The organism is Amycolatopsis nigrescens CSC17Ta-90, assembly GCF_000384315.1.
GTDB lineage: Bacteria > Actinomycetota > Actinomycetes > Mycobacteriales > Pseudonocardiaceae > Amycolatopsis > Amycolatopsis nigrescens.
This window is the reverse complement of the sequence record NZ_ARVW01000001.1, coordinates 5,869,206-5,883,484: the sequence shown is the minus strand read 5'-3', so window position 1 is coordinate 5,883,484 and position 14,279 is coordinate 5,869,206. Positions and strand designations below refer to the sequence as shown.

The following is a 14,279-nucleotide window of genomic DNA, read 5'->3' as shown; positions in this document are numbered from 1 at the left end:
AGAGGTGCCGCTTGGAGACATCGCGATCATGCGACCGGAAGGTTGTCCTGTCGCGATCGGCGGGAGGGATGGAACCAATGGTCAATATTCACATACGTCCGGAAGACGTTCGAAGTGCGGCAGACGCACTCGCGAAGGACACGCTGGAGCAGTGGAAAACTCAATCCGATGCCTACACCGCCGCCAGAGCAGCGGTGCAGGCCGCCATGACCAGAGGTTTTACCCAGGGAGCCCTGGACAACTGGGTAGGGGGGCGCGGCAAGGCCGGCAATGTCCAGGAAGGCAGCAAGGCATTTCTCCAGGCTTTCCTCACGGAGCTGGATCGATTAGCGGCCGAGAAAGCGGAGTTCAGAAGTTCTTTTGGCGCCTATCTCAACTACTTCATGAACCTGGCGAATGGAGTGAAGTCCGCCGATGACGCGGCTGCGGACACCATGAACAACATTCTGAAGAATCTCAAGGAGGGCCGTTGAATGGCCGGGTCTCCGGAAGAGTTCGAGCCTTGCGCGGAGTGGGACAATGGCCCCATCGACGAAGATGTGGCGGAGACGGTCAAAGAGTTCGCCCGCTGGCTCAACTACCTCGCGCATCCAGAGCGGCACGGCGGCCCGCGGCGCTACGTCTGCGCCGAGTGCGGCTTCGAACTTGACTCCATCAAAAAGAGAACAGAGAACGAACTCGGCGCCGTCATCCATAGCGCCGGAAATATGAAGATGAACCACACGTCGCTGGAATGGGAGTTGCGCTCCGTCATAACGGGCTTTGATCCTTCGAACGCGTTCTACGCCATACACGAAGTTTCCGGGATCCGCTGGAGAGGCTCGATGGAAGAGTGCTTCACGGCCTTGAAGGATTCCTACTTGTGCTCAGCGGAAGGAAAGAAGAGACCGGCGGATTCGCACCTCTACAAGCACGACTACTCTTTTGACGAGGCCTTCGCCAAGAACTTGGACGCCCTGCTGGCCGGCATCGAGCAAGACGATCCTCGTTACGAAGCGGCAAAATCCTACCACGACCAGGTCAAACGGTACGCGGAGAGTCACGAGAATCAGATGTTCGCCCTCGCCGAAACGCTTGGGCGTTATCGCGGCGCCTATCTCGGATCCAGGGATCTCATCCTGCAACGCATGCGCAAGATGGTCGAAATATTCAAGCAGAAGGCCAATCCGGAACCGGCCGACACGTCTTGGGACGGAATCCTGGAAGTGATGGTCTCGCTTGCCCTTACCGCAGCCTTCTCCGCGGTTCCGGTGGCCGGCGGCGTTGCTGCTCGCGTAGCCTACGGTGTCATCACCGGAGCCATAAGCTCAATCATCGTCGGCGAGCTAGAAACAGATGAAGCGGGAAAGTCATACAAGGCAGAGGGCCCGAACAGCCCGCCCACCTGGGAAAATACTTGGACCGAACTCGTGGACTGGTTCGTCATCGAAGCAGACCGAATCAGCAACGAGCTGTTCATCTCGATCGAGCCACGCACCGAAGCCTACGGCACCCTGTCCCAGTTAATGCGCGACCAATTGTGGGCCATCATGACGGAAACCGATACCAATAAACCGCCCGCACTCCCCGCGTTCGTTCCACCGGCGTGAGCAAGAGGTCGCCCCGGCAACCTGTTCGGAGTTTCTGGTGGGCGCAGCAGGATTCGAACCTGCGACCGCTCGGGTGTAAACCGAGTGCTCTCCCGCTGAGCTATGCGCCCGAAGCCGGCGGCGCCACGCGGGCGCCGCCGGTCCGGTCTCATGCCGGCAGCTCGGCCACGGCCTTCTTCCAGCTCTGCTGGTCGCGCGCCTCGCCCGGCGCGTTGACCTCGGCGTAGCGCACCACGCCATCCTTGTCGATCAGGAAGGTGCCGCGGTTGGCCAGCCCGGCCTTCTCGTTGAACACGCCGTAGGTCTTGGCGACCTCACCGTGCGGCCAGAAGTCGGACAGCAGCGGGAACTGGTAGCCCTGCTGCTCGGCCCACGCCTTGAGCGAGAACGGCGTGTCCACCGACACCCCGAGCACCTGCACGCCCTGGCCGTCGTAGTCCGCGAACTCGTCGCGGAGCTGGCAGAGCTCGCCCTGGCAGATGCCGCTGAACGCGAACGGGTAGAACACCAGCAGCACCGGCTTGTCGCCCTGGAAGGACGAGAGCTTGACTTCCTGCTTGTTGTAGTCGTTGAGCGTGAAGTCCGGGGCTTGCGAACCGACCTCGACCGCCATACCTGGGAATCCTCTCACCTGGAGCTGGGTGCGTCTCATGCCTGCGGGACAACCCTATCGCGCGATGCGCACCGCCCGGCCGGGTGCCGCCCGGCTCAGCGCCGGGTCTTCGACTTCGGCGACACCAGTCTGGTCCCGGCCCAGCCGTCCCCGATGCTGACGTTGCCGGTCTGCGAGAGACCGACCGCCGGCACGGCCTCCGCGATGTCACTCGGCTCGACGTGCCCCGGCTGCCCGGTCTTGGGAGTGAGTACCCAGATCACGCCTTCCTCGTTCAGCATGTCCCGGGCGTCGATGAGCGCATCTCCCAGGTCACCGTCGTCTTCGCGCCACCAGAGCAGCACGACGTCGATGACCTCCTGGGCGTCCTCATCGAGGAGCTCGCCACCGATATGTTCTTCGATCGCGGCGCGGGCGTCGTCGTCGACGTCCTCATCCCAGCCGATCTCCTGAACCACCATGTCCGGCTTGATCCCAAGCCTCTCGGCGACGCTGTTCTGTTCAGCGTCTCCAGCGGCGACCACGACTTTCACTCCTCCAGCTAAGACGGCGTAGGGCGGTAGCCCGCCCTACTCGGGTAAACGGATGCGCTAAGCGAACACTGGTAAGCCGCCCGGCGCAACCGTCCACACCGGATCTACTCCCAACTCGTGTCGCAGCGTACGGGCAGTAGTCATTCCGTCGCGAGGTGAAAAACATCGACCTGACGGACCTCGCTCCCCCGGCGCGCCCGAGCCCCACTTCCGGGCCTAGCTTAGGGTGGATGCAGTCGCGCGCGCGATACAACCGCGGCCGGGAACCGGCTGCGGCGGGGTGGGTGAACGTTACCGCTGAGTAGCGCATGACGTGAGCCGAGAACGCGACGAACATGGCAGGCGAACACACTGCAGACGATTGTGTGCGAGCACGAGCAACAAGATGGCGAGGAGATCCCTTGGCCCCCCAAGGCAGTGCGGCCGGACGCGGAAGCGTCGCAGGTCAGGAGGCCCATGCACGCGTTCGTGTCATCCGCGATGGACTGGCGTCACACCTGCCGGACATCGACCCGGAAGAGACGTCCGAGTGGCTCGCCTCCTTCGACGAGGCACTGGCCCGTGGCGGCCAGCAACGCGCCCGGTACCTGATGCTCCGGATGCTGGAGCGGGCCCGCGAACGCAACGTCGGCTTGCCCCCGTTGAGCACCACGGACTACGTGAACACCATCCCCACCGAGAACGAACCCTGGTTTCCCGGTGACGAGGACATCGAGCGCCGCTACCGGGCCTACATCCGGTGGAACGCGGCCATCATGGTGCACCGGGCGCAGCGGCCGGGGGTCGGCGTCGGCGGGCACATCTCGACCTATGCCTCCTCGGCCGCGCTGTACGAAGTCGGCTTCAACCACTTCTTCCGCGGCAAGGACCACTCCGGCGGCGGCGACCAGATCTACATCCAGGGGCACGCCTCCCCCGGCATCTACGCGCGGGCCTTCCTCGAAGGCAGGCTGACCGAGCAGCAGTTGGACGGCTTCCGCCAGGAGTACTCGCACGCCGGGGCCGGCGGCGGGCTGCCGTCCTACCCGCATCCGCGGCTGATGCCGGAGTTCTGGGAGAACCCGACGGTGTCCATGGGCCTCGGCCCGATGAACGCGATCTACCAGGCCAGGTTCAACCGCTACCTGCGCGACCGCGGCCTCAAGAACACCGACGACCAGCACGTATGGGCGTTCCTCGGCGACGGCGAGATGGACGAGGCCGAGTCGCGCGGGCTGATCCACGTGGCGGCCGGCGAGGGCCTGGACAACCTGACCTTCGTGATCAACTGCAACCTGCAGCGGCTGGACGGGCCGGTGCGCGGGAACGGCAAGATCATCCAGGAGCTGGAGTCCTACTTCCGCGGCGCCGGCTGGAACGTGATCAAGGTCATCTGGGGCCGCGAGTGGGACGCGTTGCTGCACGCGGACCGCGACGGCGCACTGGTGAACGTCATGAACACCACCCCGGACGGCGACTACCAGACCTACAAGGCCAATGACGGCGCGTACGTGCGCGAGCACTTCTTCGGCCGGGACCCCAGGACGAAGGAGCTGGTCAAGGACCTCTCCGACGCCGACATCTGGAACCTCAAGCGCGGCGGGCACGACTACCGCAAGGTCTACGCGGCCTACAACGCGGCGCTGGAGCACCACGGCCAGCCCACGGTGATCCTGGCGCACACCATCAAGGGCTACGGGCTCGGCTCCTCGTTCGAGGGCCGCAACGCCACGCACCAGATGAAGAAGCTCACCCTGGACGACCTAAAGCTGTTCCGGGACGCGCAGCGCATCCCGATCAGCGACGAGCAGCTCGAGCGCGACCCCAAGCTGCCGCCGTACTACCACCCCGGCGAGAACTCGCCGGAGATCGAGTACCTGATCGGGCGCCGCCGCGCGCTCGGCGGCTTCCTGCCAGAGCGGCGGTCCAAGGCCAAGGCGCTGGTGCTGCCCGGCGACAAGGTCTACGAGGGCATCCGCCGCGGCTCCGGCAAGCAGGAAGTGGCCACCACGATGGCCATCGTCCGGCTGATCCGCGAGCTGGCGAAGGACTCCGAGATCGGCAAGCGGATCGTGCCGATCATCCCGGACGAGGCCCGCACCTTCGGCCTGGACTCGATGTTCCCCACCGCCAAGATCTACAACCCGAACGGGCAGACCTACACCTCGGTGGACGCCAAGCTGATGCTGGCGTACAAGGAGTCCGAGCAGGGACAGCTGCTGCACGAGGGCATCAACGAGGCCGGCTCGACGGCGTCGTTCACCGCGGTCGGCACGTCGTACTCGACGCACGGCGAGCCGATGATCCCGATCTACATCTTCTACTCGATGTTCGGGTTCCAGCGGACCGGTGACGGGCTGTACGCGGCGGCGGACCAGATGACCCGCGGGTTCGTGCTCGGCGCCACCGCCGGGCGCACCACGCTGACCGGCGAGGGGCTGCAGCACGCGGACGGGCATTCGCTGCTGCTGGCCGCCACCAACCCGGCGGTGATCGCCTACGACCCGTCGTTCTCCTTCGAGATCGCGCACATCGTGCGGGACGGCCTCCGCCGGATGTACGGCGAGACCGGGCCGGACGGCAACGGCGAGAACGTGTTCTACTACCTGACCATCTACAACGAGCCGTACCAGCAGCCGGCCGAGCCGGAGAACCTGGACGTGGAAGGTCTCCTGAAGGGCCTGTACCGCTACTCGGACGCGCCGGACGGCGAAGGCCCGAAGGCGCAGATCCTGGTGTCCGGGGTGACCATGCCGGACGCGCTCAAGGCCCAGCGGATGCTGGCCGAAGAGTGGGGCGTGCAGGCCGCGGTGTGGTCCGCGACCTCGTGGAACGAGCTGCGCCGCGAGGCCGTGGAGATCGACCACGACAACCTGCTGCACCCGGCGGACTCGCAGCCTCGGGTGCCGTACGTGACCCAGGCGCTGCAGGGCGCTCCCGGTCCAGTGGTGGCGGTGTCGGACTGGATGCGCGCGGTGCCGGACCTGATCCGCCCGTGGGTGCCCACCGACATGCTGACGCTCGGCACGGACGGGTTCGGCTTCTCCGACACCCGGCCCGCCGCGCGACGGCACTTCCTGGTGGACGCCGAGTCGATCGTGGTTGGCACGCTCAGCGCGCTGTCCCGCCGCGGCGACGTGGAACAGGCCAAGGTGACCGAGGCCGCGCGCAGGTACCGGATCGACGACGTGTCCGCGGCGGGCCCGCAGACCTCGGAGTCCGGCAACGCGTGACGGCTGGTGTGCTATTAAGGGACCCGTCGAAACATCTGATGTTTCTCGTTTCGGCGGGTCCCTTCACCTTGCCCAGGGAGATGATCGCGTGACGAAGCGCCGGCTGCCCCGCCCGAACGAGCTCGCCCAGATCCTGCGGCCGAAGCCGATCGTGCTGAACCCGACCGACCGCAGGCTCGCAGGCGCGCACACCATCGCCGACCTGCGCATGATCGCGCGCAAGCGCAGCCCGCGCGCGGTGTTCGACTACACCGACGGCGCGGCCGAACTGGAGGACAGCCTGCGCCGGGCGAGGCAGGCGTTCCGCCGTGTCGAGTTCCATCCGAACGTGCTCCGCGGGGTCTCGGACGTGGACACCAGCACGGAGATCCTCGGGCAGCGGTCGGAGCTTCCGTTCGCCTTCGCGCCGACCGGGTTCACCAGGATGATGAACCACGAGGGCGAGCGCGCGGTGGTGCGGGTCGCGCAGGAGACCGGCATCCCGTACGCGTTGTCCACGATGGGCACCACCTCGATCGAGGACGTCGCCGCCGCGGCGCCGGAGGCGCGCAAGTGGTTCCAGCTCTACGTCTGGCGCGACCACGCGGCCGGCGAGGATCTGATGAACCGAGCTTGGGAAACCGGCTACGACACCTTGATGCTGACCGTGGACACCCCGGTGGGCGGGGCCAGGATGCGCGATGTGCGCAACGGGCTCACCATCCCGCCCGCGCTGACCCTGCGCACCTTCGTCGACGGCGCGATGCATCCGGCGTGGTGGATCAACCTGCTCACCACCGAGCCGCTGACCTTCGCCTCGCTCAGCTCTTGGGGCGGCACGGTCGCGGAACTGCTGAACAAGCTGTTCGACCCGACGCTGAACTTCGACGACCTCGACTGGGTGCGCGCCACCTGGCCGGGCAAGCTGGTGGTGAAGGGCATCCAGAACGCCGACGACGCCCGTGAGGTGGTCAAGCACGGGGCCGAGGCGGTGATCCTGTCCAACCACGGCGGGCGCCAGCTGGACCGGGCGCCGACCCCGCTGGAGCTGCTACCGCCGGTGCTGGACGAGGTCAACGGCGAGGCCGAGGTCTGGCTGGACACCGGCATCCTCTCCGGCGGCGACATCGTGGCCGGGATGGCGCGCGGCGCGGATGCCTGCCTGATCGGCCGGGCCTACCTGTACGGGCTGATGGCCGGCGGCGAGCGCGGGGTCCGGCGCGCGGTGGACATCCTCCGCACCGAGATCGTGCGCACCATGCAGCTGCTCGGCGTCCGCCGGATCGCCGACCTCAGGCCCACGCACGCCACCCTCCGGTGACGAGCCGATAGGCCATACGCGTCAAGTTCTTGACGGGACGTGTCGTTTGTGACGAAGATCTCGGCCTAGTACGAAAAGTAGTTTTCACATTGTGGAAACGAGGTCGGGTCACATGTTCGTCCAGGAGCTCGTCCCGCTCGGTTCGCTCTGGCTGTCCGCACTGGTCGCGGTGTTGCCGCTGGCCACTGTGCTGGTACTGCTCGGCGTGGTCCGGATGAAGGCGCATCTGGCCGCGATGATCGGGCTGGCGGTGGCCCTGCTGGTCGCCGTGCTGCCCTTCGGCATGCCGCTGGACCAGGCGCTCTCGTCCGGGGTGCAGGGTGCGGTGTTCGGCCTGTTCCCGATCATGTGGATCGTGCTGAACGCACTGTGGATCTACCGGCTCACCGTGCGCACCGGACACTTCGACGTGCTGCGGCGCTCCTTCGGTCGGGTCTCCGACGACCCCCGGATCCAGGCGCTGATCATCGCGTTCAGCTTCGGCGCGCTGATGGAGGCGCTGGCCGGGTTCGGCGCCCCGGTGGCGATCTGCTCGGTGATGCTGGTGGCGCTGGGCTTCGCACCGGTCAAGGCCGCGGTGGTCGCGCTGGTGGCCAACACGGCGCCGGTCGCGTTCGGCGCGATGGGCACCCCGGTGGTCACCTTGGCCCAGGTCACCGGCCTGCCGCTGGACACCGTCTCCTCGATCGTCGGGCGGCAGACCCCGCTGCTCGCGCTGGTGGTCCCACTCCTGCTGGTGTTCATCGTGGATGGCAGGCGCGGGCTCAGGGAAACCTGGCTGCCCGCGCTGTGCTGCGGCGTGGCCTTCGGCGTAGTGCAGTTCCTGGCGTCGAACTACGTCTCCGCGCAACTCGCCGACATCGGTGCCGCGCTGGCCGGCGCGGCCGCGCTGGTGCTGCTGCCCGCCTCCCGCAGGCCGGCCAAGGAAGAGGTGCGCACCGCGGTGCTCACCGGCGCCCGAACCGAGGTGCTGGACAGGCCGGAGGAACGCGGCGAGATCTTCAAGGCATACGTGCCCTACGGCCTGATCATCGTGATCTTCTCGATCGGCCAGCTGCCGCCGGTGAAGAAGCTGCTGGACTCGGCCACCTGGAAGTTCGACTGGCCGTTGCTGAACGTCGCGAACGCCGGCGGGAAACCGGTCTCGGCCAACACGTTCTCGCTGCCGATCCTGAACACCGGCGGCACCCTGGTGCTGGTCGCGGGCGTGCTCACCGCGATCGTGCTGCGGATCTCCGCCAGCGCCACGCTGACCGAATGGCTGGCCACCGTCCGCGAGCTTCGGTTCGCCATCCTCACCGTGACCAGCGTGCTCGCGCTGGCGTACGTGCTGAACCTGTCCGGACAGGCCACCACGATCGGCTATCTGATCGCCGGCGCCGGCGCCGGGCTGGCCTTCCTGTCCCCGGTGCTCGGCTGGTTCGGGGTCGCCGTGACCGGCTCGGACACCTCCGCGAACGCGTTATTCGGCGCGCTGCAGGTCACCGCGGCCGGCCAGGCCGGGCTCCCGGCCGACCTGCTCGCCGCCGCGAACAGCTCGGGCGGGGTGCTGGGCAAGATGATCTCGCCGCAGAACCTGACCATCGCGTGCGCGGCGGCCAACCTGAACGGCGAGGAGGGCAACCTGCTGCGGAAGGTGCTGCCATGGAGCATCGGCCTGCTGCTGGTGATGTGCCTGATCGTGGTCGGTCAGAGCACGCCGGTGCTCAGCTGGATGCTGCCCTGAGCGCCGGACTGTTCGGCCGACCGGTTCCAGCTCCACCAGCCCCGCACCACCAGTGCCGCGAAGACCAGGTAGATCGCGGCCGAGAACCACAGCCCGGAGGCGATCTGCAGCGGCACGCCGATCCCGTCCACGATCAGCCAGACCAGCCAGAATTCGACCAGCCCGGCGCCCTGCGCGGCGAACGCGACCAGGGTGCCGACGAAAATCGCGGCGTCCGGCCACGGCGCCCATGAGGCATCGAGCGCGTCCAGCACCAGCGCCATCGCGGTGGTACCGGCCACGAAAGCGCTGAGCATGGCCAGCCGCTCGCGAGCGCTGCCCTTGCGCACCACGACGCCGTACACCGGGTCGCGGCGGCGGGTCCACGCCCACCAGCCGTAGAGCGAGATCAGCAGAATGGCCACCTGCCTTGCGGCGAGCCCACCGAGGTGCGCGGAGAGGTACACCGAGAACAGCAGCACGGTGGCCGCGACCTGCACCGGCCAGGTCCACAGGGTGCGACGCTGCGCGAGGAACACCACCGCCAGTGCGGCCACCTGCCCGGTCAGCTCGGCCAGCGAGACCTGTTGACCGAGCATGGTGAAACCGTGGTGCAGCAAGAAGTCCACCGCCCACCCCTTCCGTATATCGATCCCAACATGGGCCAGGAAGGGGACATTTCCCTAGCGACTGTGAGACTTGGAACATCCCAAAGACCGGACACCCTCGGCACCCCGCGCACACGTCCGGCCCGGCGACCTCCGCGGTCACCGGGCCGGACGTGGTGGGTCAGCCGGCTGGGCTGCCGGTCAGCGGCTGACCTGGCCGAAGCCGTGCGGCGGGGTCGGCGTGTCGACCCCGGCTGCCGGGCCGTTCGCCGCCGTGTGGCCGTTGCCCTCGCGGTCACGGACCTGGCCGCGCTCGGTGCCGCCGCCCTTGCCGAGCTGGCCCTGCATGTTCGCCAGCCAGCCGTCCCAGCGCTGCTGCGCGGGTTTGATCAGGCCGCCACCGAAGCCGACCACGATCACCCCGCCGATGGTCGCCAGCACCGCAACCAGCACCGGGGTGGTGACCGTGGTGGCGATGTTGATCTGGTTCAGCGCGGCGATGATGCCGAAGGCCATGATCAGCCAGTAGGCCACCGTGCCCAGCAGGCGACCGGCCGGCCTGGTGGAAAGCGCTCCGTGCACCATGTTGCGGACCACGTTCGCGATCGCCGCCGCCACGATGATCAGCACCAGCGCGACCACGATCCGCGGCAGGAACGCGATCACCTCGTTGAGCAGCTGGCTCACCGGATTGCTCTCGCCGAACACGCCGAACGCCAGCTGCAGGGCGATCAGCAGAATGAAGTAGTACACCAGCTTCGCGATGATGCCGGTGGCGTCCGTATTCGATTGTTTGAGCGTGCCGGAAAGCCCGGTCTTGTCGATCAGTTTGTCGAATCCGAGCTTGCCGAGCACCAGCGTCAGCGCCTTCGCGACCGCCTTGGCGATAAGCCAGCCGATCAGCAGAATGATCAGGAATCCGACGAGCTTCGGGACAAAGGTGGCCACCATGTTCCACGCTTGGCCCAGCCCATCCTTGAGCTGCTCACCCACAGTTCCTCCTCGTGTCCGCGAATTGAAATCGTGCAGCGATCGTTTAACAGCGACCGATACGCGGCAACTCGAGCGTTCCACGATTGGGTGAGACCAGTAGCGGGAGAAGATCGACACGGGTCATAGTGGATATACCGGTGGGGACCGGGGAGACGAAGCCGCCCGGCGCAGCGAAAACCGCAGCGCCGGGCGGCTTCGGGCGTTTCGCGAAGGTTACGCCGTGGTGAGCGCGTCCCGCAGCTTCACCTTCGCGCCGGTCCGCATCACCGCGTTCCGGTAGATCCTGGCGGCGAGCCAGATCAACAGCGGGATCAGCACCACCACCAGCCCCACCGAGAGCACCGCCTCCCAGGCCGGCACCCCGCCCATGGCCAGCCGCATCGGCATCAGCGTCGGCGCGAAGACCGGGATCACCGACAGCACCTCGGCCAGCGTGTTGCCGGGGTCCGACGGCAGCACCGAGACGCCGACGACATACCCGGCGATGATGAGCATCAGGGCCGGCGACACCGCGCCGCCCACGTCCTCCTGCCGCGACACCAGTGCGCCGAGGGCGGCGAACACGATCGAGTACATCAGGAAGCCGAGCAGGTACCAGACGACCAGCCAGATCACCGTGCTCGCCGCGGCCGAGATGGAGATGGTCAGTACCCCGGTGGCCAGTCCGGAGGCGATCCCGACCACCCCTATCGCCAGCATCTGGATCAACCCGATCGCGCCGATGCCGAGCACCTTGCCGGTCATCAGCTGCCACGGTCGGATGGTGGACAGCAGCAGCTCGACCACCCGGCTGGTCTTTTCCTCGACCACGCCCTGCGCGACCGACTGGCCGTTGAGCAGCAGCGAGATGTAGATCAGAATGCCGGCCAGGATGCCAAGCACGAGCTGCTGCCCGTCGTAGGAATACGGCTGTTCGAGCGGTTCGACCTGCACCCCCGCGCCGCTCACCGCCGCCTGCACGCTCGCCGGGTCACCACCGAGGTCGGTGATCTGCTGGTTCAGCGCGAGCTGCCCGGCCAGCACGTTGAGCGCGTTCTCCAGGTTCTTGTCGAGATCCTTCTCCACCACGACCTGGATCCGCTTGCCGTCACCGACCAGCAGCGCGTCCAGATTGCCGGCGGCCACCTCCGACCGTCCCGCCGCCTCGTCGGGCACCTGCTTGGTCGCCACGTCCTCGCCGATGGTCTTCGCGCTGACCTGCAGCGGTGCGGCCAGCGGCGCGGTCGGCGTGGTGAAACCGATAGTCGCGTCCGAACCGGTGCCGGCCAGCAGTTTCATCACCAGGGTCGCGCCGACGATCAGCACCAGCAGCACCAGGGTGCTGACCACGTAAGCCTTCGACCGCAGCCTGGTGCTGATCTCCCTGGACGCCACCAGCCAGACCGCGGACATGGCGCCTGCGCTGTCTTCAGGCTTGTTCACGGCATTCACGCGGCGACCTCCTCGGTGACGACGTTGCGGAAAAGTTCGGTCAGCGACGGCAGCCGCCGGGCGAACTCGTGCACCGGGCCGGTCGCCAGCGCCGCCCGCAGCACCGCCTGGTCGTCCGCCCCCTCGCCGAGTTCCAGCTCGGTCTTGCCGCCCTCGTGCCGCAACACCGCGACCCCCGGCAGCCCGGCTGCCCAGCCCTGCGGCGCCGCCGGCGCGTCCACCACCAGCCCGACGGTCCCGCCCGCGCGCAGCTCGTCCACGGTGCCCCTGGCGACCATCTGTCCATTGCGGACGATGCCGATCCGGTCGCAGAGCCGCTCGACGAGATCGAGCTGGTGGCTGGAGAAGACCACCGGCACCCCTTCGTTCGCCTTTTCCCGCAGCACCTGGCTCATCACGTCCACCGCGACCGGGTCCAGACCGGAGAACGGCTCGTCGAGCACCAGAATGGACGGGTTGTGCACCAGCGCCGCGGCCAGCTGCACCCGCTGCTGGTTGCCGAGGCTGAGCTTTTGCACTTCGTCCTCACGACGCGAAGCCACGCCGAGCCGTTCGGTCCAGTCGTCCACCGACTTCTTCGCGGTCGCCGCCGGCATGCCGTGCAATCGCGCCAGATATGCGAGCTGTTCTGCCACTTTCATCTTCGGATAGAGACCGCGCTCCTCCGGCATGTAGCCGATGTGCCGCCGGGTCTCCAGGGTGATCGGCCTGCCGTCCCAGCGGACCTCCCCGGAATCGCTGGACAGCACCCCCAGTGCGATGCGCATGGTGGTGGTCTTCCCCGCCCCGTTGCTGCCGACGAATCCGAACAATTCCCCGGCCCGGACATCGAAGGTCATCTCACGCAAAGCGACCACATCGCCATACCGTTTGGAAATCGCGTCGATCTCCAACTGCTGTTCCGGCACTCGTCCGCCTTCCCCTCGCCATTTCCTAAGTGGAATCGTAGGGAGCGTACTGACCGCGGGGCCAGCAACCTTAGTTGTCACCCGGTTCGCGCGGGTTGCGAGTTCGCCGGGGCACGTAGGATCGCCGCATCATGACTGAGAGTCCCCGCCAGAAGCACCACGGGCTGTCCGCGAAGACGCTGCGGCAGCTCGAGCGCGCCTCGGGACGGCTGGCCTCGGCGAGCGTCACCGCGATGGAGCGGCGGCTGCCGTGGTTCGGCAGGCTGCCGGCCGACCAGCGGGCCAGCGTGTTGCTGATCATCCAGACCGGCGCCGCCGGGTTCGTCTCGTGGCTGCGGGACTCCAAGGAGGCGCTCAAGCTCACCACCGAGGCGTTCCGGGGCGCACCGACCGAGCTGTCCCGCTCGGTCAGCCTCCGCCAGGCGGTCGGGCTGGTCCGCCTCGCCATCGAGGTTTTCGAGGAGCAACTGCCCGAGTTCGCCGCCAACGAGGCGGAACGGGCCGCCCTGATCGAAGGGATTCTCCGCTACGGCAGGGAAATCGCCTTCGCCACGGCGAACTCCTACGCGGCAGCCGCGGAGGCGCGCGGCGCCTGGGACGCCAGGCTCGAAGCGCTGGTGGTGGACGGCATCGTGCGTGGCGACGCGGAGGAGTCGGTGCTGTCCAGGGCGTCCGCGCTGGGCTGGGACCCGGCGGCCAGCGCCACCGCGCTGGTCGGCAACCCGCCGTCGGACGACCCACCGACGGTCGTGTTCGAGGTGCGCAGCCGGGCGGCCAGGGTGAGCAGGCCGGTCCTGCTCAGCGTGCAGGGCTCGCGCCTGGTCGTGGTCGTCGGCGGGCCGACCGACGGCACCGCCAAGGACAGGGAGATCCTGGCCAAGCTGTCCGCCGCGTTCGGCGAAGGCCCGGTGGTCGCCGGGCCGACCGTGCCCAGCCTGGCCGAGGCCCACCAGAGCGCGGCGGAGGCGCTGTCCGGGCTGCGCGCGGTGGTCGGCTGGCCCGCCGCTCCCCGGCCGGCCAGGTCCGCGGACCTGCTGCCCGAGCGGGCGCTGTCCGGGGACGCCGAAGCCGAGCGGCTGCTGATCGAGGAGATCGCCAGGCCGCTGGAGCAGGCCGGCCCGACCCTGCTGCAGACGGTGGAGACCTACCTGGAGGCGGGCGGGGTGCTGGAGACCTGTGCGCGCACCTTGTTCGTGCATCCGAACACGGTGCGCTACAGGTTGCGCCGGGCCGCCGAGCTCACCGGGCGCAACGCCGCCGACCCCCGGGACGCGCTGGTCCTCCGGGTCGCGCTGACGGTCGGCAGGCTGGCCAGGGCGCGCGGTCTTTGGTAATGGTCCCGGTGACGGATCGTAGCCGTCGGCCAGTGACCCACTTCACTTCTGAA

The 14,279-nt window shown here is 67.7% G+C and carries 12 protein-coding genes and 1 tRNA gene; 6 read left to right on the top strand and 7 right to left on the bottom strand.

All coding sequences use genetic code 11. The annotated features are described in order from the left end of the window. Positions 1-77 precede the first annotated feature (77 nt). A complete protein-coding gene (locus AMYNI_RS0128015) occupies positions 78-473 on the top strand; it encodes a hypothetical protein (RefSeq protein WP_020671397.1) in 396 nt (131 codons plus the stop codon). Then, positions 474-1,589, top strand: coding sequence for a hypothetical protein (locus AMYNI_RS0128010; RefSeq protein ID WP_020671396.1), 1,116 nt, complete (start codon positions 474-476; stop codon positions 1,587-1,589). Between the two features lie 35 nt (positions 1,590-1,624). On the opposite strand, the gene AMYNI_RS0128005 is transcribed toward AMYNI_RS0128010, so the two are convergent. From AMYNI_RS0128005 to AMYNI_RS0127995, 3 genes are all read right to left on the bottom strand, one after another. Then, positions 1,625-1,699: transfer RNA gene (locus AMYNI_RS0128005), tRNA-Val, on the bottom strand. Between the two features lie 38 nt (positions 1,700-1,737). Next, positions 1,738-2,202 (bottom strand): peroxiredoxin, encoded by a 465-nt coding sequence (locus AMYNI_RS0128000; RefSeq protein ID WP_020671395.1) that lies wholly within the window; start codon positions 2,200-2,202, stop codon positions 1,738-1,740. A gap of 95 nt (positions 2,203-2,297) precedes the next feature. Beyond that, the gene (locus AMYNI_RS0127995; RefSeq protein WP_020671394.1) at positions 2,298-2,726 is read right to left on the bottom strand and encodes a DUF3052 domain-containing protein; all 429 of its coding nucleotides are present in this window, start codon (positions 2,724-2,726) and stop codon (positions 2,298-2,300) included. A gap of 410 nt (positions 2,727-3,136) precedes the next feature. Between AMYNI_RS0127995 and aceE the strand changes: the two genes are divergently transcribed. The 3 genes from aceE to AMYNI_RS0127980 all read left to right on the top strand — a co-directional run bounded on the left by aceE (position 3,137) and on the right by AMYNI_RS0127980 (position 8,973). Beyond that, positions 3,137-5,947 carry a pyruvate dehydrogenase (acetyl-transferring), homodimeric type gene (aceE, locus tag AMYNI_RS0127990; RefSeq protein WP_020671393.1) on the top strand — a complete coding sequence of 937 codons (2,811 nt, stop codon included), beginning with the start codon at positions 3,137-3,139 and terminating at the stop codon, positions 5,945-5,947. An 88-nt stretch (positions 5,948-6,035) separates the two neighbouring features. Beyond that, the gene (locus AMYNI_RS0127985) at positions 6,036-7,247 is read left to right on the top strand and encodes an alpha-hydroxy acid oxidase (RefSeq protein WP_020671392.1); all 1,212 of its coding nucleotides are present in this window, start codon (positions 6,036-6,038) and stop codon (positions 7,245-7,247) included. Positions 7,248-7,359: 112 nt separating this feature from the next. Beyond that, on the top strand, positions 7,360-8,973 hold the full coding sequence (locus AMYNI_RS0127980) for an L-lactate permease (protein ID WP_020671391.1): 1,614 nt from the start codon (positions 7,360-7,362) through the stop codon (positions 8,971-8,973). On the opposite strand, the gene AMYNI_RS0127975 is transcribed toward AMYNI_RS0127980, so the two are convergent. The 4 genes from AMYNI_RS0127975 to AMYNI_RS0127960 form a co-directional block, all read right to left on the bottom strand. Further along, positions 8,937-9,581, bottom strand: a complete 645-nt coding sequence (locus AMYNI_RS0127975; protein WP_020671390.1) for a nicotinamide mononucleotide transporter family protein — start codon at positions 9,579-9,581, stop codon at positions 8,937-8,939. The genes AMYNI_RS0127980 and AMYNI_RS0127975 overlap by 37 nt on opposite strands. A 180-nt stretch (positions 9,582-9,761) precedes the next feature. Further along, positions 9,762-10,553 carry a mechanosensitive ion channel family protein gene (locus tag AMYNI_RS45520; protein WP_020671389.1) on the bottom strand — a complete coding sequence of 264 codons (792 nt, stop codon included), beginning with the start codon at positions 10,551-10,553 and terminating at the stop codon, positions 9,762-9,764. A gap of 213 nt (positions 10,554-10,766) precedes the next feature. Further along, the gene (locus AMYNI_RS0127965) at positions 10,767-11,945 is read right to left on the bottom strand and encodes an ABC transporter permease (RefSeq protein WP_040407400.1); all 1,179 of its coding nucleotides are present in this window, start codon (positions 11,943-11,945) and stop codon (positions 10,767-10,769) included. A 35-nt stretch (positions 11,946-11,980) separates the two neighbouring features. Next, positions 11,981-12,892, bottom strand: coding sequence for an ABC transporter ATP-binding protein (locus AMYNI_RS0127960; protein ID WP_020671387.1), 912 nt, complete (start codon positions 12,890-12,892; stop codon positions 11,981-11,983). A gap of 131 nt (positions 12,893-13,023) precedes the next feature. Here AMYNI_RS0127960 and AMYNI_RS0127955 point away from each other — a divergent pair, with 131 nt between their 5' ends. Then, complete coding sequence (locus tag AMYNI_RS0127955; RefSeq protein ID WP_020671386.1) at positions 13,024-14,226, top strand: PucR family transcriptional regulator; 1,203 nt, start codon at positions 13,024-13,026, stop codon at positions 14,224-14,226. The last annotated feature ends 53 nt before the right edge of the window (positions 14,227-14,279 follow it).